Genomic DNA, 21,228 nt, shown 5'->3' with positions numbered 1-21,228 from the left:
ACACGGCCCTGACCAGGCTCTTCTTTCCAAGACCCGGCTGGGGAGGAAGCGCCGCGCAACGCCACGGGCGGATACGAGAGGGGATATCCGGGACGTATCGCGGTCCGAGGGTGGCCGCAAGAGGTTCTAGTTTGTCCTCCATGGATCCCCTCATCAGCCGCAGGGCGCTCAACCGGGCCACGCTCGACAGGCAGCACCTGCTGCGCCGTACCGACCGGACCGTGGTCGAGGTCGTGGAGCACCTCGCCGGGTTGCAGGCGCAGACCCCGCACACCTGGTACACCGGCCTGTGGAACCGCGTCGAGGGCTTCGACCCCGCCGACGCCGCCGGGCTGCTGCTCTCGCGTGAGCTCGTCCGCATCGTGCTGCAGCGCTCCACCATCCACCTGGTCTCGGCCCGCGACTGCCTGGCGATGCGTCCGCTGCTGCAGGAGGTCACCGGGCGCGGCACCAAGGGCGCGTACGGCCGCAAACTGGCGGGTGTCGACCTGGGCGAGCTGGCGGCGGCCGGACGGACGCTGCTGGAGGAGCGGCCGATGACGTTCGCCGAGCTGGGGCGGACGCTGGCCGAGCGGTGGCCGGGGCACGACCCGCAGGCGCTGAGCATGGGCGTGCGCTGGCTGGTGCCGCTGGTCCAGGTGCCGCCGCGCGGCCTGTGGGGCAGGAGCGGCCCGATCGCGCACACGAGCGCCGAGTCGTGGCTGGGTTTCCAGGCGCCGCCCATGACCCCGGCCGAGCTGGTGCTGCGCTATCTGGCGGCGTTCGGGCCGGCGTCGGTCATGGACGCGCAGACCTGGTCGGGCCTGACCCGGCTGGGCGAGGTGGTCGAGTCGCTGGACCTCGTCCGGTTCCGCGACGAGAACGGCAGGACCCTGTACGACCTGCCCGGCGCCGTACGCCCGCCCGAGGACGTCCCCGCCCCTCCCCGCCTCATGTACGACTTCGACAACCTCTTCCTGTCGCACGCCGACCGGTCGAGAGTGATCCCCGAGCGGGCGAAGGAGGTGCTCAAGGGGTTCGCCCGGGCCAACGTGGCGCCGCGCGTCATCCTGGCCGACGGCGTCATGGCGGGCGACTGGACGGTCACCCGCGCCGAGGGCGTCTCCACCCTGGGCCTGCACCTCTGGCAGCCGGTCGGCGCGCTCGACGAGATCGAGAAGGAGGCGCGGCGGCTGCTGGATTTCCTGGCCCCTGACGACGAACACCAGGTGAGGGTGTTCGACGGCCCTTCCAGGCCCTGACCTGCGTAAGGGCCCTGACCTGCGGTTTTCGTTCCAGGTTCGAGGGCAGGCGAGGTTGGAACGCATCCAGGGGAAGGAACGCTACGATGACCGACGTTTCCGGCATGGGTTCTCAGCCCGGAGACAAGCGCGAGGTGCTGACCAACCGTCAAGGGCACCCCGTCCACGACAACCAGAACCAGCGCACGGTCGGCGCACGCGGCCCCGCGACGCTGGAGAACTACCAGTTCCTGGAGAAGATCAGCCACTTCGACCGCGAACGCATCCCCGAGCGGGTCGTGCACGCCAGAGGAGCGCTCAGCTACGGCTACTTCGAGGCGTACGGCAAGATCGGCGACGAGCCGATCAGCAGGTACACCAGGGCCAAGCTCTTCCAGGAGCCCGGCAAACGCACCGACGTCGCCGTACGGTTCTCGACGGTCATCGGCGGGCGCGACTCGGCCGAGACCGCCCGCGACCCGCGCGGCTTCGCGATCAAGTTCTACACCGAGGACGGCAACTGGGACCTCGTGGGCAACAACCTGGCCGTCTTCTTCATCAGGGACGCCATCAAGTTCCCCGACGTCATCCACTCGCTCAAGCCGGACCCGGTGACGTTCCGCCAGGACCCGAACCGGATCTTCGACTTCATGTCGCAGACGCCGGAGAGCATGCACATGCTCGTCAACCTGTTCAGCCCGCGCGGCATCCCGGCCGACTACCGGCACATGCAGGGCTTCGGCGTGAACACCTACAAGTGGGTCAACGCGCAGGGCGAGTCGTTCCTGGTCAAGTACCACTGGATGCCCAAGCAGGGCGTCCGCAGCATGACCGCGGCCGACGCCGCCGCCGTACAGGCGAACGACCTGGGTCACGCCACGAAGGACCTGCACGACGCCATCGAGCGCGGCGACCACCCGGAGTGGGAGCTGCTGGTCCAGCTCATGAGCGACGACGACCACCCAGAGCTGGACTTCGACCCGCTGGACGACACCAAGGTCTGGCCCGAGAACGAGTTCCCGGCCAAGCCGGTCGGCCGCATGGTCCTCAACAGGAACGTCGAGAACCAGTTCGCCGAGAACGAGCAGATCGCGTTCGGCACCGGCGTGCTCGTGGACGGGCTCGACTTCTCCGACGACAAGATGCTGGTCGGGCGGACGTTCTCCTACAGTGACACGCAGCGCTACCGGGTGGGGCCGAACTACCTGCAGCTGCCGGTCAACCAGGCGAGGAACGCCGCCATCCGGACCAACCAGCGCGACGGCCAGATGACGTACTTCGTCGACACGGCCGGGGAGAGCCCGCACATCAACTACGAGCCGTCGGTACGCGACGGACTGCGCGAGGCCGAGTTCGGGCACCCCGACGATGTCGGGCCCGTCATCTCGGGCCGGCTCACCCGTAAGCGCATCCCGCGCACGAACGACTACACGCAGGCGGGCCAGCGTTACCTGCTCATGGAGCAGTGGGAGCGCGACGACCTCGTGCACAACCTGGTCACGGCGCTCAAGGACTGCGACCGGGTCATCCAGGAGCGCATGGTCTGGCACTGCCTGCTCGCCGAGGACGATCTGGGGCTGCGCGTCGGCGAGGGCCTCGGCATCCGCCCGGACGACGTGGCCCACCTGGAGCCGCTGCAGAGCCAGGACCTGACGGAGGAGGACCGCAACCGCCTGGCCAAGCTGGGCAGCAACGGCCCCCGCGACGTCTCGGACCTCAAGATGACCCACTGCGTCCCGAACGAGCGGGCCGCGCACGCCGAGGCGTGACGCGACACCGCCGCGGACGCCGGCCTGGGCCGCTGCCCGAGCGGGCCCAGGCCGCCGCGGACGCCCGGTCTGGGCCGCTGCCCGAGCGTGCCCTGGCCGCCGCGCACGCCGGCCTGGGCCGTCGCGGGAGCGTGCCGGGGCCGGCTGGTTGACGCCGGCCTGGTCACAGCAGGCCGGCGTCCTCCAGCAGCTTGCCGATCCGGCGGGTCTCGTCGTCGTTCAGCGGGATCTGCGGCAGCGCGGTGACCGGGCAGTCGATGATCCCGCGCAGGTGCAGCGCGGCCTTGAACGCCCCGAGGCCCGACGAGCTGCCGCCCATGCGCGCCCCGCCCACCCGGACGATCTCGAACAACCGGACCAGGCGCTCCTGCTCGGCCCTGGCCCCCGCCCAGTCGCCCCGGCGGGCGCGGCGGTACAGCTCGACGTACCCCTGCGGGTCGACGTTGCCGAGCCCTGGGACCACGCCGTCGGCGCCCATCCACAACGCGGAGTCGACGGTCACCTCCGACCCGGTGAGCACGCTGAACGGCTCCCGCCGCCGCATGATCACCTCCCGCAGGCCGCCGTCGTCGCCGCTGGAGTCCTTCAGCCCGGCCAGCGCGCCTTCGGCCGCCAGCTCCAGCAGCAGGTCCGCGCTCAGCTTCGTGTGCACGGAGACCGGCAGATCGTAGGCGTAGACCGGCAGCCCGCCCCGCGCGGCGACGGTCCGGAAGTGCACGCGGATCTCCTCCGGGTGCGTACGCGTGTAGAACGGCGCGGTCACCACCAGCCCCGACGCCCCGGCCGCCACCGCGACGCCGGCGTGTTCGAGCACCCGCGGCGTCGTCATGTCGATCACCCCGGCCAGCACCGGCACCTGCCCGCCGACGTGCCCGGCCACGGTCTCCAGCACCGTCCGCCGCTGCGCGTCGGTCAGGTACGCCACCTCCGACGACGATCCCAGCACGAACAGCGCGTCCACGCCCCCGCCGAGCAGATGGTCGACCAGCCGGACGAGCGAGCCGACGTCCACCTCGTGGTCGGGTGTCAACGGAGTGCACACCGGGGGGATCACCCCGGAAAGCATCACGGGCTCGGTGACATCAGGACTCGTCACGGACCCGGTGACATCAGGACTCGTCACGGACCCGGTGACATCAGGACTCGTCACGGACCCGGTGACATCAGGACTCGTCACGGGCTCGGTGACATCAGAACTCGTCATACGCGCTCCTGGATCAGTTCGAGGTCGGTGGCGCCGGCGGCCACCGGGTGATGGCAGTGGAAGAGGTGGTCGCCTTCGGCCCGCGCGGCCGGCATCTCCGCCGCGCACAGGTCGTCTGCCCGCCAGCACCGCGTACGGAACGGGCATCCGCTGGGCGGCCTGGTGGCCGACGGCACCACGCCGACCAGCGGGATGGGGGTGATCGGCGAGATCAGCCCGGGCGTCGCCGAGAACAGCGCCCGCGTGTACGGGTGCCGCGCGCCCAGCGGCACGACGTGCGCGGGCGCCCGCTCGACGATCCGGCCCAGGTACATGGTGACCACGCGGTCGCTCATCCTGCGCACCGTCTGGATGTCGTGCGAGACGAAGACCAGGGCCAGCCCGAGCCGTTCCTTGAGGTCGAGCAGCAGGTTGAGGATCTGCGCGCGGACGGACACGTCGAGGGCGCTGGTCGGCTCGTCGGCCACGACCAGGTCCGGTTCGAGGGCGAGGGCCCTGGCCACGGCGACCCGCTGCCGCTGCCCGCCCGACAGCTGGCCGGGCAGCGCGTCGGCGGCGCTCGGGGGCAGGCCCACGAGGTCCAGCAGCTCGCGTACGCGAGCGTCGCGCTGCGCCGGGGTGCCGCGCCGGTGCACGTTGAGCGGGTCGCGCAGCACCTGCCGGACGGGCAGCCGCCGGTTGAGCGCCGTGGACGGGTCCTGGAACACCATCCCGACGCTCGACCCGATCAGCGCGCGCCGCTCGGGCTCCTTCAGCGTCCACAGCTCCTGGCCGCGGAACGTCACCGTGCCGGAGGTGGGCCGCTGCAGCCCGACCAGCACCCTGGCCAGCGTGGACTTGCCGCACCCCGACTCGCCCACGACGCCGACCGTCTCTCCCGCGCCGACCGTGAGGTTCGCCTCGGTCAGCGCGTACACGCGGTCGCGGGAGAACACCCCGCCGGAGCGGGCCTTGTGCACGACGTGCACGTCCTTCAGCTCAAGCACGCTGCTCACTCCTCACCAGCGCGGGATGGTGGCAGGCCACCGCGTGCGTGGCGTCCCCCTCTAGCTCCGGCTTCTCGGTACGGCACACGTCCGTGGCCATCGGGCACCGGTCGGCGAACCGGCAGCCGGGCGGGAAGTCCGCGGGCGCGGGCACGACGCCGCGGATCTGGGTGAGCCGCTCGGCCCCCGCCTCCAGCGACAGCACCGAGCCCAGCAGGCCCCGGGCGTAGTGGTGGGCGGGCGCCCCGACGAGGGAGGCGGTCACGCCGGTCTCGACGATCTGGCCGCCGTACATGACCACCACGCGGTCGGTGACGTCGGCGACCAGCGCGAGGTCGTGGGAGACGAGGATGAGCGCGAACCCCAGCTCCTCGCGCAGCGCCAGCAGCAGCTCGATGATTTGCGCCTGGACGGTCACGTCGAGCGCCGTGGTCGGCTCGTCGGCGACGATCAGCTTGGGCTCGCGCGACAGCGCCATCGCGATCAGCACCCGCTGCCGCTGCCCTCCGGACAGCTCGTGCGGGTAGGCCGACAGGGTGCGGCGGGCGTCGAGGCCGACGAGTTCGAGCAGCTCGGCGGGGCTGCGCCGGCCGCCGCGCCGGGTGAGCTGCTTGAGCTGGGCCTTGATCGTCATGGCCGGGTTCAGCGACGACAACGCGTCCTGATAGATCATCGCCATCTCGTGGCCGAGCAGGCGGCGGCGGGCGCGGCGCGGCAGCGCGAGCAGCTCCCGCTGGTCGAAGCGGACGTGGCCGCTGACGCGGGCGTCGCGGGGTTGCAGGCCCATGACGGTGAGCGCGGTCAGCGACTTGCCGCAGCCCGACTCGCCCACCAGGCCGAGCACCTCGCCGGGGCGCACCTCGAAGCCGATGCCGTCCACGATGTCGACGCCCTCGGCGAAGCGGATGCGCAGGCGTTCGACGGCGAGGATCGGCGGGCCCTGCGGCAGCGGGCGGGCTCGTTCGGCCAGCCTTCGGGCGGCCTCGGCCAGGCCGGGCAGCTCGACGACCTCGCCGGAGCCGGGCTCGGCCTGCTCGAAGGCGTCGCCCTCCTTCTTCACCGGCGCCTTGCGGGCGGCGGGGGCGGCCCAGGCGTCGGAGACGCCCTCGGCCAGGATGTTCAGGGCCAGCACGGTGACCAGGATGAGCAGGCCGGGGAAGACGGTGGCCCACCAGCCGCCGAGCAGGACGAGGTTCTTGCCGTCGGCGATGACGCTGCCCCACGACGGGTCCGGCGGGCGCACACCGGCGCCGATGAACGACAGCGACGCCTCGAACACGATCGCGTCGGCCACCATCACGGTGCAGAACACCAGCACCGGGGCCGCGCAGTTGACCGCCACGTGCCGGACGAGGATGTGCGGCGTGCGGGCGCCGATGACGCGCTCGGCCGCGACGTAGTCCTCGCCGTACTGGGCGATCACGTTGGCCCGCACGACCCGCGCCACGGACGGCATGTAGAGGAACGCCATGGCCATGACCAGCACCGTGATGCTCCCGCCGAACACCGCCACCAGCACGGCGGCCAGGGCGATGCCGGGGAAAGCCATGATCACGTCGAGCAGGCGCATGATGGTCTCGTCCACGGCCCGGCGTGAGGTGGCCGCGACGGCGCCGATGATCGCCCCGGCGACCAGGGCGAGCCCGGTGGCGCCGAGCCCGATGATCAGCGACCAGCGGGCGCCGTACAGGAGCCTGGACAGGATGTCGCGGTTGGCGCTGTCGAGCCCCATCCAGTGCTCGGCGGACGGCCCTCCTCCGCCGGCCTCCTGGAAGTACGGGGAGTGCGGCGCGATCCACGGCGCGAGCAGCGCGGCCAGCACGACCACGGCGATGACGCCGACGGACACCCACGCCATGGGCGTCAGCCGGCCGAAACGCAGGCCGGGCCGGGAGAGGCGGTCCGCGAGTCCACGTCTCATGAGGCGCTCCTGAGGCGGGGGTTGACCAGCAGGTAGAGGATGTCGATCAGCAGGTTGACGACCATGAACCCGACCGCGATGGTCAGCACGACGCCCTGGACGACGGCCGGGTCGCCGTCACGGACGGCGTTGATCATGAGCTGGCCCATGCCCGGCAGGCCGTAGATCGTCTCGATGACGACGGTGCCGCCGATCAGGTAGCCGATCCGCAGGCCGAGCACGGTGAGCGGGTTGATCAGGGCGTTGCGCAGCACGTTGCGGCCGACGACCACGATCATCGGCAGGCCGCCGCCGACCGCCGTGCGCACGTAGTCGCGGTCCAGCTCCTCCACCATCGAGGTGCGGATGATGCGGGTGAGCTGGGCGGCGATCGGCAGCGACAACGACAGGGCGGGCAGGGTCATCGACCGCAGCCAGCCGGTCACGGAGTCGGCCGGGTTGATGTAGCCGCCGGTCGGGAAGAGCCCCTCGCCGACCGCCAGCCACTGGATCATCAGCAGCGCCAGCCAGAAGGCCGGGGCCGCGACCCCGATCAGCGACACCATGCGGATCACCTGGTCGGGCCAGCGGTCGCGGAACAGCGCCGCCGTCACGCCGAACACCAGCGCCAGCACCACGGCCACGGCCAGGCCCAGGAACGTGAGCTGCAGCGTGAGCGGCAGCGCCGTCGTGACCGACTCGACGACCGGCTTCTTGGTGAGCACGCTGGTGCCCATGTCGCCCTGCGCCAGATCCGCGACGAACCGGACGTAGCGCAGGGGAAGCGGGTCCAGCAGGCCGTTCTCCAGCTGGAACTGGCGGATCTGCTCGGGGGTGGGGTTCGCGCCCTGGAAGTAGGCGTACTCCGGTTTGCTGCCGGAGAAGCGCATGACGATGAACACGAACGCGACCACGCCGAGCAGGAGCGGGATCAGGATGAGGAGCCGCCGCAGCAGCATCCGGGCGACGACCGTCATGTCCTCTTGGCCTGCAGCAGGGTGATGCCGGGGTACGGCTGCGCGCGGACGCCGGACAGTTTCTTCGGGTCCCAGGCCGTCATGAGCTCGTTGTGGACGACGGGGTAGAGGACGGCCTGCTCAGCCACGAAGTCCAGATATTTGTGGATCAGCTCCGTTCGCTGAGCCTTGTCGGTCTCCTTGCCGGCCTCGTCCATCATCGCGAAGAGCCGCTCGGCGTCCTCGGTGCCGTCCCAGTGGGCGTACTTCATCCACAGGCCGCCGGGCACGTAGTTGTAGTGCAGGATCAGGTCGGCGTCCATGCCGAACTGGTTGGGGTTCGAGGCCGCGGCGACCACCTGGTAGTCCTGGAACTGGTCCATCTTGGTGAACAGCGCGGCCGTGTCCTGCGGCTCCAGCGTGGTCTTGATGCCGACGGCCTCCCACGAGGAGGCGATGGTCGGCAGGCAGTCGACGATCCAGCTCACGTTGACGGCCATGAGGTTGACCGTCAGGCCGCTCACGCCGGCCTCCTTGAGCAGCGCCCTGGCCTTGTCGGGGTCGTAGTCGTAGACGACCGAGGCCCGCTGGTGGTCGGGGTGGCCCTCGTTGAGGAAGGAGCTGGAGGCCGTGCCGTGGCCTTTGAGCGCCACGTCGATCATCTTCTGCTTGTCGATGGCGTAGTGCAGCGCCTGGCGCACCCGTACGTCGTCGAACGGCTTCGCGCCGGTGTTGAACATCAGGAACATGTGGTTCATGCCCCGGCCGCCCTCGACCGTGAGCCCCTGCTGCTTGAGCTGCTCGACGTTCGCGTACGGGATGTTGTCGGCGATCTGCGCCTCCGCCGAGCCGCCGGAGATCTTGGCCACCCGGGCGGCGGCGTCGACGATGGTCAGCCAGTTCATCTGCTTGACCGTGGCCGGGCGCGGCCCGTTGTAGCCCTCGAACGCCTCGAAGGAGGTGTTGGACTTGGGGTTGTGCGCCGCCAGCTTGTACGGCCCCGAGCCGACGGCCTTGCCGCCCTTGGCCTGGTCCCAGGCGCCCGGCAGGCTGAAGACGTGCTTCGGCATGATCTTCGCGATGGTGAGGCGAGGCGCCGCGTCGGGGAACGGGAACCTGAAGACCAGCTCCACGGTCCGGTCGTCGACCTTGCGCACCTCCTCCAGCCATGACCGGAAGAAGTTGCCGATCAGCACGTTCGCCTCGGGGTCGAGGACCCGCTCGAAGGTGAAGAGCACGTCGTCGGCGGTGACGGGCTTCCCGTCGTGCCACGTCGCGCCCTGTCTGAGGGTGAACGTCCACGTGGTCGCGTTCAGGTCGGCGGGCAGGGCGGTGGCGAGCGCCGGGTACGGCTCCCGGGTGATCGGGTCGGTGTCGAGCAGACCCTCGTAGACGTGGTTGATGCCGGCCATCGCGAAGGCCGAGGCGGTCTGCGTCGGATCCCAGCTCTGGTCGTTGCCGTAGCCGATGACGGCGGTGATGAGGTCTTTGTTGGATCCCGCGCCGACCGAACCGGTCGACGCCGGGCCTCCGGAACACGCGGAGAGCGTGGCCGCGATGAACGCCGCCGCGCCGGTGGCTCCGCTGTAACGCAGGAAGTCACGGCGGCTGAACTCAGAGCTCACGGATTCCTCCTGGGGGGTTGGTGCGATCCGCTGCCTGCTATTCGTAGAACGTGGGACATCCCATGTCCTATTGTGCGTAACGGCGACGCTAAAGGCGGCGACCGCTTGAGGTCAACAGTGCATTTCCGGAAAGTTACGTACGGGCCAAAGAGAAGGGGATTTTTCATGACCACTGTCCCGCGTTCGCCCCGGCCCAGTCGCGCCGTCGAAGCCCAGGAGGGCGTCAAGGACCTGATCGTGCGGCGCGGGCTCGTCGCCGGAGATCCCCTGCCGACCGAGTCCGAGCTCATGGAGGAGCTCCACGTCAGCCGTAACTCGATCAGGGAGGCGCTGAAGGCCCTGCAGGCGGTCGGCATCGTCGACATCCGCCACGGCTTCGGCATGTTCGTGGGCCGGATGTCGCTGGCCGGGCTGGTCGACGAGCTGACCTTCCACAGCCGCATCACGCTGCAGAACGGCGCCGACCACCTGTCCCACCTGGTCGAGATCCGCGAGATCCTGGAGAGCGGCCTGGTGCAGCGCCTCATCGAGCTGGGCCCCGAGGCCGACCTGTCGGCGGTCGCCGATGTCATCGCCCGGATGGAGGCCGAGTCCGGGGCTGGCCTGGTCTCCCCCGAGACCGACCGCCTCTTCCACGACCTCCTCTACCGGCCCCTCGGCAACCCGCTGGTCAGCCGGCTCCTGGGCGCGTTCTGGGATGTCTACTACCAGCTGCGCGACGCGCTCGGCGCGCCCGACGAGCCGCCGGGCGACGTGGCCAAGCGGCACCGCGACATCTACGACGCCGTGCTGGCGGGCGATCGGGCCGCCGCCGTGGCCGCCGTGCACGCCCACTTCGACGGCGTGCGCAACCGCGTGGCCAGGATCGGCGGGCGGCCGCGCCCGTGACTACGCGGGCCAGCGTTCGACGTGCCGCCAGCGGTCGCGCCACCGCGCGTACCACTCGGCGAACCACGGGTGGATCCCCGCCAGCGGCATCACGTACGCGACGGTCTCGGCGTAGTAACGGCGCTGGAAGCGCCACGGCATCCGCTGCAGCTCCTGCACGTTGCTCGCCCGGTCGGCCAGCTTCACCAGAACCGCCTGCCGCGGCGCCCTGACGAGGGCGGCCAGGTGGTCGGCCTTCGCCGCGCCGGGCGGCCTGGTCACCCAGCGCACCGCCTCGGCGACCCGGAGGCCGAACTCCCGCGTCAGCTCCGCCTCCGTGCACGAGGTGTCCTCCAGCACGTCGTGCAGCACGGTCGCGACCAGCACGTCCCGCTCGCTCAGCCCGGCCCCGGCCACGGCGACCTCCAGGGCCTCAAGAAGGTGCTCGACGTAGGGACGACCGGTGGGCCGCTGCTGGGCGCCGTGCTCGCGGGCCGCGAAGCCGACGGCCCGGCCCAGGTCGCCGACGGTGGACGGCGGCAGCGCCCGCGCCAGGTGCGCCTCCGCGTGCGCCCAGGACGGCCAGCTCGTGAAGGTCTCCATGTGTTCCTCCGTCGGTGTGATGCTGTCCCGAGCCTGTCCTAGGGTGAGGATATGGCTGAGATCGCCGTTCCCGACGGTTCCTGGGCATTCGATGGAGAAGTGCTGCGCATCGTTCCGGGCAGCGGCAAGGACGTCCACGATCTGCGCCGGACGCTCGGCGACGTGCGGGTGCCCTTGGAGGCGATCGCCGGGGTGACGTTCGAGCCCTCCCGCAAGGGCGGTCACCTGCGGCTGCGGCTGCGCAAGGGCGCCGACGCGCTCTCCGACGTGGTGGCGGGCGCGCTCGGCCCACCCGCCGACCCGTACCGGCTGACCGTGCCGAAGGACCGCGCGGGCGCCGCCGAATACCTGGCCGACGAGATCCTCGACACCCTGCGCGTCTACCAGACGCCGAGCGGCGCCTGCGACGACTATCTCGTGCCGATCCCCCAGGTGCCCGTCTCGGCGACGGCCGGTGACGGCACCGCGATTTTCGACGGCGAGCGCGTCTGGCTGGAGTGGACGGTCTTCGCCACCACCGACAAGGAGAAGGCCGGGCCGCAGGAGCTCCCGCTGTCCGACCTGGCGGGCGTCGAGTGGCGGCCGCAGGCCGCGCTCAACTACGGCACGCTGCGCTTCCGCGTGAAGGGCGAGGCCCGCCCGCCGCAGCCCCCGCAGAAGGACGTGCGCTGCGTCGCGTGGAGCATCCAGCGCTACGGCGGCGCGACGGCCCTGGTGGCCGCCGCCGTGCTGGCCCGTCTGCCGCGTGAGGCGCCGGAGTTGCCGGCCGCGCCGGCGCCGGTCTCCGACGACGTGCACGACGCGGTGCTGCGCCGCCTGGCCGAGCTGGGTGAGCTGCACCGCTCCGGCGTGCTGACCGAGGAGGAGTTCGCGGCCGCCAAGCAGGCGATGATCAGGCGGCTGCAGGAGTCGTGAGCCGCTGCCTCCGGGCGTACGATCGACTACGCACAGTAGCGATCCCTGGAGGGCACATGTTCACGGCGATGCGCATCGCGGCGGCGGCCGGGTCGTTCGCGCTCCTGCCGGCTGTCCTGCCGGCCCTGCCCGCGGTGGCCGGCCACCTCAGATGCGACACCTTCGTCCACGCCCAGGACAGCGACCTCGGCATCGCCTCGTGCAGCAACCCCACCGGCCGGACGTGGATGTTCCGGGCGGTGGTGGTCTGCGGCCGGGCGCCCGACGTGATGGGCGGCTGGGTGACCCTCCCGCCCGGCCGGCACGGCGAGTCGCAGGGCTACTGCGGCGGCGGCTCCACCACCGGCGTCGGCGCGGTCGGCGTCGACGAACGCCCGGTCTGAACGACGAACGCCCGGCCTGAGCGAGCACCGCGGTTGAGCCGTACGAAAACGATCAACGCTGCCCCACGACGGCCGAGCCGTCCGAGCGGGGGTCGCTGGCCGCCTCGAACCGCCCGCCGGGGCCGGCGCTGATCAGGTTGGCGTGGCCGAGCCATTCGTCGTGCGGCGGCACCGGCTTGGCGACGAACCCGTGGCCGGCCAGCGACCGTGCCGCCTCGGGCGGCACGTCGCCCTCGACGTAGACGGTCTCGTTGGTGTCCCCGCTCTCCTGCACGCCGACGATCCACCGCGGCGCGTCGACCGCCTGGGCCGGTGGCTCCCCGGCCATCGACCGCAGCAGCAGCTGGGTGTGGATCTGCGGCTGCCCGTGCCCGCCCATCGTCGAGCTCACCCACCTGACCTGCCCTTCCCTGGTGACCAGGACGGGCATGAGGGTGTGGCGGGGGCGCTTGCCCGGCGCGACGACGTTGGGCGAACGCGGGTCGAGCGAGAACGACCGCCCCCGGTTCTGCATGAGGATGCCGGTCGAGGGCTCCAGCACCGCCGACCCGAACGAGTTGTACACGCTCTGGATGAGCGAGACGGCGTACCCCTCCGAGTCGATCGCGGAGACGCCGACCGTGTCGCCGCCGACCCTCGCCGGTCCCGCCGGCCGCTCTTCGACGTCGAGGTCACGGCTCATCAGGTCGGCGGTGTCCATCTCGGCGAATCTGGGATCGGCGAGCAGGTGGTCGCGTACGGCGGTGGCCGCCGCGAAGACGGCCGCCAGCCGGCCCGCGCCCGCGCCGAGCACGTCGGCGGGGTCGCCGAGGCGGCGCAGCCGGTCCAGCGTACGCAGCAGCACGAACCCCTGGGTGTTCGGCGGGCTGGTGATCACCTCGTGGTCGCGGAACGTGCCCCTGAGCGGCTCGGCGATCTCCGGCTCGAACGCCGCCAGGTCGTCCGGCGTCATGACGGACCCGAGCCCGGCCAGTCCCGCCACCAGGCGTCGGCCCAGAGAGCCGCGGTAGAAGGCGTCCGGCCCTCCGTCCCGCAGCTCGGTCAGCGAGCGGGCGAGCGCCGGCTGCACGAGCAGGTCGCCCTCGGCAAGGGGGACGCCCCCGGGCAGGAACACCTCCGGGCAGCCGGCGTCCGCCGCCAGCACGTCGCGCTTCTCGGCGATCGCCGCGCCGAGGGACCGGCCGACCGGTGCGCCGTCCGCGGCTGACCGGATGGCGGCGGTGAAGTGGGCCGCCCACTCCAGGCGGGCGCCGAACGACCTGAGCGACGCCCAGCCGCGGACTCCGCCGGGCACCGTCACCGTGTCGATGCCGCGCATCGGAAGCTCGTCCCCGTGGATCTTCCGCAGGCGTTCCAGGGTCTGCCGGGCCGGGGCGGGGCCGGTCGCGTTCACGCAGTGGACCGCGCCGTCCGGGGTGCGGACGAGCGCCACGAGGTCGCCGCCCAGCGCCGTGTTGTTCGGGTAGACGACGGTCAGCACGGCCGCGGCCGTGATCGCGGCGTCGATGGCGTTGCCTCCGGCGCGGAACGCGTCCTCGCCGGCCTGCGTCGCCAGGTGGTGGGGGCTCGCGACGGCGAACGTGGTGGGGGTCATGCGCGGATCACCTCGGCGAGTGCAGGGATGAGGGTGGTGTAGGAGTCGGCGATCAGGTGGAGCCCGTCGGCTTCGAGGCCGCCGGTCAGCAGGCGAGGGGTGTCGAGGCACGCGTCGGCGGACGCCCGCAGCACCTCGCGGTATTGGTCGAGCACGCGGTTGCTCCGTGACGGCCGGCCGGCGTGCTCGTCGATCACCGGCGGGAGGAAGGCGACGCGGCGGGCGCCGTCGAAGGCCTTGGCGATGGCGGCGACGTTCTCGGCGAACCGGTCGACCGGCACGCGTTTCCACGGCGCGCAGTCGTTGGCGCCGAACGACAACACGACCACGTCCCAGCCGACGCGGGCGAGCAGCGGGGCCCGGCGCACTCCGTCGGAGCTGTCCCATCCGCCGGCGGCGCAGTTGCAGACCGTCGCCGTGCCGCCCAGCTCGCGTTCGAGCTGCTGGATGCGGTCCTTGGTGAAGCGGGCGAGCATGCTGTCGCCGAAGAGCATCACGTCGGTCACTGGCGGGCCTGGACCGGCCGGGCCGACAGCCGGGAGAGCGCCTTGGCGCCGAGGCTGGTGCGGATGTGCCCGCTCATGATTTCCGCGGCCACGGCGGCGGCGCCGGCGACGACCGCGTCCAGGAGGGCCTGGTGCTCGGCGGCGGTCTCGTCGCGCCGCGCCTGGTCGCGTTTCTCCTCCAGGCCGACCCGGCGGTAGCGGTCCGCTTTGTCCCACAGGCCGTCGAGGGTGCCGATCAGCAGCTCGTTGTGCGAGGCGACGTAGATCGCGCGGTGGAACCGGCGGTGCGCCACCAGGTCGACCACCTCGGGCTGGTCGGACAGCGGCTTCAGCTCCGCGAACGCCGCCCGCATGGCGGCGATGTCGGCCGTGGCGCGCCGCTCCGCCGCCAGCGAGGCGGCGAGGGGGTCCAGCGCCCGCCGCATCTCCAGCAGGTCGCGGGCCTCCTCGGCGGACAGGTCGGTCACCCGGGCGTCGCGGTGGGCGTCGAGCTCGACGAGCCCTTCCGACTTCAGCCGCCGCAGCGCCTCGCGCAGCGGGGTGGTGCTGATGCCGAGGTCGCGGGCCAGCATCGCCTGGTTGAGCACCGTGCCGGGGCCGTACTCGTGGGAGAGGATGCGGTTGCGCAGCGCTTCGTAGGCGAAGTCGCTCTTCCTGGAGAAAGTGTTCATCTGTGCACCTCGTGTCGGGCCGGCCCATCGCCGCCCGACGGTTCCTTGAGCACGGATCGGAAGAAGTCGGCGACGTGACCGATCACCTTCACCCCCTGATGTCCCACATCCGCGACCAGGTCGAACCGGGTGTCGATGCCGTGCTCCGCGAGGTTCCGCCGGAGCGTGCGCAACCGCTCGATCCTCGTGCCGCCCTGCTTGTCCAGCCCCGGCCGCCAGTTGGAGTCGTGCGGGTTGTTGATCTCCCAGCCTTCCACGTCCTGGTCGCCCACGACGAGCTGGATCCGTACGTTCCGCATCTCGGGCACGTCCAGATCCTTTCCGAAGATCGACACGAAGTCCTTGGTGCCGAGCCACCACTCCGTCGTGTCGTCGATCAGCGTCACCCGGCCGGGAGCGCCGATGGAGACGGCACGCAGCCGGTCCGGGTGCGCGTACAGGAAACGGTGCGCGAACTGCCCTCCGCCGGAGAACCCGTGCAGCAGGAATCGCCGCGTGTCGATCGGGACCCGGCGGGCGACCTCGTCCACCATCGCGAGCAGGACGAGGTCGAAACGGATGCCCCGGTACTCCAGGTATTTGAAGTTGTGCAGGTCGTCCGGGTCGATGATGCCCGCGGGAAAGTACGGCGCCAGCACGACCACGCGCTGTTCCTCGGCGAAACCGACGAACGCGTCGCGGTAGCGGGTGGCGGTGCGCGCGGTGCCGTGCTGGACCACCATGAGCGGGTACCGCTCGGGATCGCCCTCCCGGCGCTCGGGGATGTACAGCCGGTAGCTGAACCGCTGATCCATCTGGCAGGCGATCGCCGTGGTCGCGCCGGTGAAGAAGTGTCTGGCGGAGCTTTCCCGCGGAACTTCGCGCATCTGCCCTTTCCTTGTCATGGCGATGGTAGTCACGCCGCCCGCGGCAGGGCGACATCGGGATAGACCAGCACCTCACCTCCACCGCGCATCACAGGCTATAACCTATAGCGGTGGAGGCGCTATACGGGATTCACCCTGCCTGGAGGCGGCGGAGGACCAGGCGTGTGATGCCGCCGTGGCGGTGGATCTCGCGCTCGCGATCCGTGTCGAGGCGGACGACCGCGCCGAACTCCTTGCCGTCCGCCCGCACCGTCACGGTCGCCGCGCCGGCCGGGCTCTCGATGTCGAACAGCTCGTGGCCGGTCAGGCCGAGGCTGCGCGCGTTCTCACCCGGCAGGTACTGCAGCGGCAGCACGCCCATCCCGATCAGGTTCGAGCGGTGGATGCGCTCGAACGACTCGGCCAGGACGGCGCGCACGCCCAGCAACGCCGGCCCCTTCGCGGCCCAGTCGCGCGACGAGCCCGTGCCGTAGAGAGCGCCGCCGAGCACGACGAGCGGGATGCCCGCCGCGCGGTAGGCCATGGCGGCGTCGTACACCGTCCGCACCCGGCCGCCCTCGGCGAAGCTCGCGGTGTAGCCGCCCTCCACCTCCGGCACCAGCAGGTTGCGCAGCCGCACGTTGGCGAAGGCGCCCCTGACCATCACCTCGTGGTCGCCGCGCCGCGAGGCGTAGGTGTTGAAGCCGGTCGGCGCGACGCCGCGCTCGCGCAGGTAGCGGCCCGCCGGGGAGTCCGCGGGGATCGTCCCGGCGGGCGAGATGTGATCCGTGGTGGTCGAGTCCCCCAGCAGCACGAGGACCCGCGCCCCCTCGATGCCGGCCACCGGCTCCGGCTCGGGCGGCATCCCGTCGAAGAAGGGCGGGCGCCGCAGGTAGTCGCTGTCGGGATCCCAGCGGAACCGCTCGCCCTCCTGCTGCTCCAGGCTGTCCCAGCGGGCGTCGCCGGCGAAGACGTCGCGGTAGGCCGCGGTGAACATCTCCGGCGTGATCGCGCTCTCCGTGACCCGCGCGACCTCCTCCGGATCGGGCCACACGTCGGCGAGCCGGACGGGGCTCCCGTCGGGGGCGTGGCCGAGCGGGTCGGACGTCAGGTCGGTGTCCACGGTGCCGGCCAGCGCGTACGCGACGACCAGCGGCGGAGAGGCCAGGTAGTTCTGCCGGACGTCAGGATTGATGCGGCCCGCGAAGTTCCGGTTGCCGGAGAGCACCGCGGCCACCGTGACCCCGTCGTCGCGCGCCGCCTCCCGCACCTCCGCCACCAGCGGCCCCGAGGCGCCGATACAGGTCATGCAGCCGTACCCGGCCAGGTGGAACCCCAGCTCCTCCAGGTACGGCGTGAGCCCGGCCGCGTCGAGGTAGGAGGTCACCACCCGCGACCCCGGCGACAGGGTCGTCTTGACCCACCGCCTGCTGCGCAGCCCGCGCCGGACCGCGTTGCGGGCCAGCAGCGCGGCCGTGACCATCGCCGCGGGGTTGGAGGTGTTCGTGCAGGACGTGATCGCCGCGATGCCCACGACGCCGTGGCGCAGCCCGTTCGCGGGTGGCAGCTCCCCCGCCGCCTCCCGGAACCGCCGCCGGACCTGGGACAGCGGGACTCTGTCCTGGGGGCGGTGCGGCCCGGCGACCGACGGCTCGACGGCGCCGAGGTCGATCTCCACCGTCTCCGTGTAGTCGGCCGTGTGCTCCGGCCGGTGCCACAGCCGCTGGGCCTTCGCGTACGCCTCGACCAGCGCCGCATGCGCGGGCGGGCGGCCGGTGAAGCGCAGGTAGCGGATGGTCTCCTCGTCCACCGGGAAGTACGCGCACGTCGAGCCGAACTCCGGGCTCATGTTCGCGATGGTCGCCCGGTCGGGAAGCGACAGCGCCCGCACGCCCTCGCCGTGGAACTCCACGAAGGTGCCGACGACCCCGTGCGCGCGCAGCACCTCGGTGATCGTCAGGACCAGGTCGGTCGCGGTGGCGCCCCGGCGCAGGGCGCCGGTGAGCCGGACGCCGACCACCGGCGGCAGCGGCATGTTGAGCGACTCGCCGAGCATCGCCGCCCCGGCCTCGATGCCGCCGATCCCCCAGCCCAGGACCCCGACGCCGTTGACCATCGTGGTGTGGGAGTCCGTGCCGACGCACAGGTCGGGGTACGCCCAGCCCTCGTCGGCCACGACCACACGCGCGAGGTGCTCCAGGTTGATCTGGTGCATGATCCCTTTGCCGGGCGGGACGATGCGGACGTTGCGCAACGACGTCTGCGCCCAGCGCAGGAACCGGTAGCGCTCGCCGTTGCGCTCGTACTCCAGCTCGACGTTGCGCTCCAGCGCGCCGGGTGAGCCGAACACGTCGGCGATCACCGAGTGGTCGACCACCAGCTCGGCGGGGATCCGCGGGTTCACCGCCGCCGGGTCGCCGCCGATGGCGTGCATCGCGTCGCGCATGGCGGCGATGTCGGCGAAGGCCGGCACGCCGTTGGTGTCGTGGAGGAAGACCCGCGACGGATGCACGTCGATCGTGGAGGATCCGCCCGATCCCCACGCCAGCACCGCCTCGATCTGCTCCCGCGTCACCCGCTCGCCGTCCTCGTGGCGCAGCAGGTTCTCCAGCAGGATGCGGATCGTGTACGGCATGCGCGGCGTGACGAGCCCGTCGATCCTGGCGACCCGGTGACGGGCCGGGCCCGCGGACAGCTCGCCGAGGACGCCGAAGCTGTCGAGCCGGGCGGGCGATCTCAGTTCAGGCACGGGACATCTCCTCATGATCGGCGCCCGACGAACGTTATAACCTAGATATCGCAGGACAAGGTTATAACCTGTCGCGCATGACCCTCGTGTACGGCAACACCACCCCCGCCGACCTGATCGCGCTCGACGAACGATGGAGTGCGCACAACTACCACCCCCTGCCGGTCGTGATCGCCGAGGCCGAAGGGGCCTGGGTCACCGGCGTCGACGGCACCCGTTACCTCGACCTGCTCGCCGGTTACTCCGCCCTGAACTTCGGTCACCGGCACCCCGCGCTCGTGGCCGCCGCGGTCGAGCAGCTCGGCCGCGTCACCCTCACCTCGCGCGCGTTCCACCACGATCAGTTCGGCCTGTTCTGCCGGGAGCTCGCCGAGCTGACCGGCACCGAGATGGTGCTGCCGATGAACTCCGGCGCCGAAGCCGTCGAATCGGCCATCAAGGTCGCCCGCAAGTGGGCCTACCGCGTCAAGGGCGTCCCGAACGGCACCGGCGAGATCGTGGTCGCCGCGTCGAACTTCCACGGCCGCACCACCACGATCGTCTCGTTCTCCACCGACGAGACCGCGCGGGCCGATTTCGGGCCGTTCACCCCGGGTTTCGTCGTGGTGCCGTACGGCGACGCCGGCGCGCTCGCGGCGGCCGTCAACGAGCGCACGGCGGCCGTGCTGCTGGAGCCGGTCCAGGGCGAGGCGGGCGTGATCGTGCCGCCGCCGGGCTATCTCGCCGAGGCGCGCAGGCTCTGCGACGAGGCGGGCGCGCTGCTGATCGCCGACGAGATCCAGTCGGGCCTCGCGCGCACGGGAGCCGTGCTCGCCCTCGACCACGAAGGCGTCCGGGCCGACCTCTACACGCTGGGCAAGGCGCTCGGCGGCGGCATCGTCCCGGTGTCGGCGGTGGCCGGCCGGGCCGACGTCCTCGGCGTGCTGCGGCCGGGCGAGCACGGCTCGACCTTCGGCGGCAACCCGCTGGCGTGCGCGGTCGGCCGGGCGGTCGTCCGGCTGCTGCGGAGCGGCGAGTACCAGGAGCGGGCCACCACGCTCGGCGCCCGCCTGCACGCCAGGCTCGCGACGCTGGTCGGTCACGGCGTCGAGGAGGTCCGCGGACGCGGGCTCTGGGCCGGCGTGGACCTGACGCCGGGAGGGCTCGGCGGCCGGGAGGCGGCCGAGGCGCTCATGGCACGCGGGGTGCTGTGCAAGGAGACGCACGGCCGCACCCTGCGGATCGCCCCGCCGCTGGTGATCGGCGAGGCGGACCTCGACCGCGCGCTGGACGCGGTCGAGGAGGTCGTCCGCCTGCGGTGACCGCTACTTCCGCGTGCGGCGGGTGGTGCGCCCGCGCGGCTCGGTCAGCGCCGTACGCAGCGAGTTGAGCAGCTCGGACGTGCTGGTGGCCCGGTCGCGGTCGCGTGCGGCCAGGCCCAGCACCAGGCAGTCGGTGAGCAGCAGCGCGCTGAGCCCTTCACCGGTGTAGCCGGATCCCGAGTGCACGGCCGTCAGGGTGAGGGTCACCCGGTCGGCCAGCACCGGCAGCAGGGCGTCGGAGAACAGCAGCACCTGGGCGCCCACCGCCTGGGCGTGGTCGAGCAGGACGTAGACGTCGTTGAACAGCCGGCCGGGCACGTAGAGCACCATCACGTCGGACTTCTGCAGCCCGAGCAGGTCGTCGGCCAGCCGGAACCCGGTGCTGTTGATCAGCCGGGCCTGGCGGCCGAGGCGGCGCAGCCGCAGGGTCAGGTAGTGGGCGCACATCTCACTGGGGCCGAGGCCGAAGCTGACGATCTCGCGGGCTCCCATGAGCAGGTCGAGGGCCGCGACGAAGTCGTCCTCCGTGATCAGCCTGCGGGTCTCCAGCAGCCGCTCGGTGGCCTCGGCGAAGACGTGGTCCATCAACGACCCGGCCTCCGGGCCGGCCTTGTCGATGCGGCTGCGCAGCCGTGCCGACGGCCGGGTGCCGCCGATCGCCTGCCTGCCCGCCTCGCGCTTGAGCCCGGGCAGGCCCGAGTAGCCCAGCGCCTTGGCCGTGCGGATCACGGTCGCGTCGCTGGTGCCCGTGGCGGCGCCGATCTCACCCGAGGTCGCGAAGATGATCTCGTGCGCGTGGTCGCGCAGATATTCGGCGACGCGCCGCTCCGCGGGAGGCAGTTCGTCCAGCTTGCTGGCGATCTGCTCGCGCAACGGGTTGTCTCCGGGCTGATTGCGGCTCACGGCAGGGGGTTGACTTTCTTCTCGTAATGACTAATGTCGCACCGTAGTTGCCACTACGAAACCCGTCAATCGTAGGCTCCGCTACAGCTTCGGCTCCGGCGCGCCGTCCGGGGGGTGCGTATCCCTATCAGAGTATGAACTCACCATCGACCCAAGTCTCCCGTGCCACCCGCCGGCGGGCCCTCCGCCCGGCGCAGCGCGCCGAGACCCGCGCCCCCGGTCGCGTACCAC

General features: G+C 71.7%; 18 protein-coding genes. 6 read left to right on the top strand and 12 right to left on the bottom strand.

What is annotated here, in order from left to right; translation table 11 throughout:
* Positions 1-140: 140 nt before the first annotated feature.
* Complete coding sequence (locus ACIBP6_RS01750) at positions 141-1,241, top strand: winged helix DNA-binding domain-containing protein (RefSeq protein ID WP_397047749.1); 1,101 nt, start codon at positions 141-143, stop codon at positions 1,239-1,241.
* Positions 1,242-1,327: 86 nt separating this feature from the next.
* Complete coding sequence (locus ACIBP6_RS01745; protein ID WP_397047747.1) at positions 1,328-2,989, top strand: catalase; 1,662 nt, start codon at positions 1,328-1,330, stop codon at positions 2,987-2,989.
* A 163-nt stretch (positions 2,990-3,152) separates the two neighbouring features.
* Here the strand turns inward: ACIBP6_RS01745 and ACIBP6_RS01740 are convergent, their stop codons facing one another.
* From ACIBP6_RS01740 to ACIBP6_RS01720, 5 genes are all read right to left on the bottom strand, one after another.
* Positions 3,153-4,055 carry a dihydrodipicolinate synthase family protein gene (locus ACIBP6_RS01740; protein WP_397049267.1) on the bottom strand — a complete coding sequence of 301 codons (903 nt, stop codon included), beginning with the start codon at positions 4,053-4,055 and terminating at the stop codon, positions 3,153-3,155.
* Between the two features lie 134 nt (positions 4,056-4,189).
* Positions 4,190-5,179: an ABC transporter ATP-binding protein gene (locus ACIBP6_RS01735; RefSeq protein ID WP_397047745.1), complete on the bottom strand. Its 990-nt coding sequence runs from the start codon at positions 5,177-5,179 to the stop codon at positions 4,190-4,192.
* Entirely contained in the window at positions 5,172-7,100 is a 1,929-nt protein-coding gene (locus ACIBP6_RS01730) for a dipeptide/oligopeptide/nickel ABC transporter permease/ATP-binding protein (protein WP_397047743.1), read from the bottom strand. Before ACIBP6_RS01730 ends, ACIBP6_RS01735 begins: the two co-directional genes overlap by 8 nt.
* A complete protein-coding gene (locus tag ACIBP6_RS01725) occupies positions 7,097-8,056 on the bottom strand; it encodes an ABC transporter permease (protein WP_397047741.1) in 960 nt (319 codons plus the stop codon). The genes ACIBP6_RS01730 and ACIBP6_RS01725 overlap by 4 nt, the downstream gene beginning before the upstream one ends.
* Complete coding sequence (locus tag ACIBP6_RS01720; protein WP_397047739.1) at positions 8,053-9,660, bottom strand: ABC transporter substrate-binding protein; 1,608 nt, start codon at positions 9,658-9,660, stop codon at positions 8,053-8,055. The genes ACIBP6_RS01725 and ACIBP6_RS01720 overlap by 4 nt, the downstream gene beginning before the upstream one ends.
* 165 nt (positions 9,661-9,825) lie before the next feature.
* Between ACIBP6_RS01720 and ACIBP6_RS01715 the strand changes: the two genes are divergently transcribed.
* Complete coding sequence (locus ACIBP6_RS01715) at positions 9,826-10,548, top strand: FadR/GntR family transcriptional regulator (protein WP_397047737.1); 723 nt, start codon at positions 9,826-9,828, stop codon at positions 10,546-10,548.
* Here the strand turns inward: ACIBP6_RS01715 and ACIBP6_RS01710 are convergent, their stop codons facing one another.
* Positions 10,549-11,130: an HD domain-containing protein gene (locus ACIBP6_RS01710; RefSeq protein ID WP_397047736.1), complete on the bottom strand. Its 582-nt coding sequence runs from the start codon at positions 11,128-11,130 to the stop codon at positions 10,549-10,551.
* 51 nt (positions 11,131-11,181) lie between these two features.
* Between ACIBP6_RS01710 and ACIBP6_RS01705 the strand changes: the two genes are divergently transcribed.
* Together ACIBP6_RS01705 and ACIBP6_RS01700 are read left to right on the top strand one after the other, a co-directional pair.
* The gene (locus tag ACIBP6_RS01705) at positions 11,182-12,045 is read left to right on the top strand and encodes a DUF4429 domain-containing protein (RefSeq protein WP_397047734.1); all 864 of its coding nucleotides are present in this window, start codon (positions 11,182-11,184) and stop codon (positions 12,043-12,045) included.
* A gap of 56 nt (positions 12,046-12,101) precedes the next feature.
* Positions 12,102-12,428, top strand: coding sequence for a hypothetical protein (locus ACIBP6_RS01700; RefSeq protein ID WP_397047732.1), 327 nt, complete (start codon positions 12,102-12,104; stop codon positions 12,426-12,428).
* 52 nt (positions 12,429-12,480) lie between these two features.
* Here ACIBP6_RS01700 and ACIBP6_RS01695 read toward each other — a convergent pair whose 3' ends face one another.
* From ACIBP6_RS01695 to acnA, 5 genes are all read right to left on the bottom strand, one after another.
* On the bottom strand, positions 12,481-14,022 hold the full coding sequence (locus ACIBP6_RS01695) for a gamma-glutamyltransferase family protein (RefSeq protein ID WP_397047730.1): 1,542 nt from the start codon (positions 14,020-14,022) through the stop codon (positions 12,481-12,483).
* Positions 14,019-14,528, bottom strand: coding sequence for an SGNH/GDSL hydrolase family protein (locus ACIBP6_RS01690; protein ID WP_397047728.1), 510 nt, complete (start codon positions 14,526-14,528; stop codon positions 14,019-14,021). The genes ACIBP6_RS01695 and ACIBP6_RS01690 overlap by 4 nt, the downstream gene beginning before the upstream one ends.
* Positions 14,525-15,199, bottom strand: a complete 675-nt coding sequence (locus tag ACIBP6_RS01685; protein ID WP_397047726.1) for a GntR family transcriptional regulator — start codon at positions 15,197-15,199, stop codon at positions 14,525-14,527. The genes ACIBP6_RS01690 and ACIBP6_RS01685 overlap by 4 nt, the downstream gene beginning before the upstream one ends.
* Positions 15,196-16,065: a hypothetical protein gene (locus ACIBP6_RS01680; protein ID WP_397047725.1), complete on the bottom strand. Its 870-nt coding sequence runs from the start codon at positions 16,063-16,065 to the stop codon at positions 15,196-15,198. Before ACIBP6_RS01680 ends, ACIBP6_RS01685 begins: the two co-directional genes overlap by 4 nt.
* A gap of 130 nt (positions 16,066-16,195) precedes the next feature.
* Complete coding sequence (gene acnA / locus ACIBP6_RS01675) at positions 16,196-18,793, bottom strand: aconitate hydratase AcnA (RefSeq protein ID WP_397047723.1); 2,598 nt, start codon at positions 18,791-18,793, stop codon at positions 16,196-16,198.
* A gap of 77 nt (positions 18,794-18,870) precedes the next feature.
* Between acnA and rocD the strand changes: the two genes are divergently transcribed.
* Positions 18,871-20,094: an ornithine--oxo-acid transaminase gene (gene rocD / locus ACIBP6_RS01670; RefSeq protein WP_397047721.1), complete on the top strand. Its 1,224-nt coding sequence runs from the start codon at positions 18,871-18,873 to the stop codon at positions 20,092-20,094.
* Positions 20,095-20,097: 3 nt separating this feature from the next.
* Here rocD and ACIBP6_RS01665 read toward each other — a convergent pair whose 3' ends face one another.
* Entirely contained in the window at positions 20,098-20,997 is a 900-nt protein-coding gene (locus ACIBP6_RS01665) for a MurR/RpiR family transcriptional regulator (RefSeq protein ID WP_397047719.1), read from the bottom strand.
* Between the last annotated feature and the right edge of the window lie 231 nt (positions 20,998-21,228).

The organism is Nonomuraea terrae (genome assembly GCF_044465245.1).
Lineage (GTDB): Bacteria > Actinomycetota > Actinomycetes > Streptosporangiales > Streptosporangiaceae > Nonomuraea > Nonomuraea terrae.
Note: the sequence above shows the minus strand (reverse complement) of the source record. Positions and strands in the feature narration are given on the sequence as shown.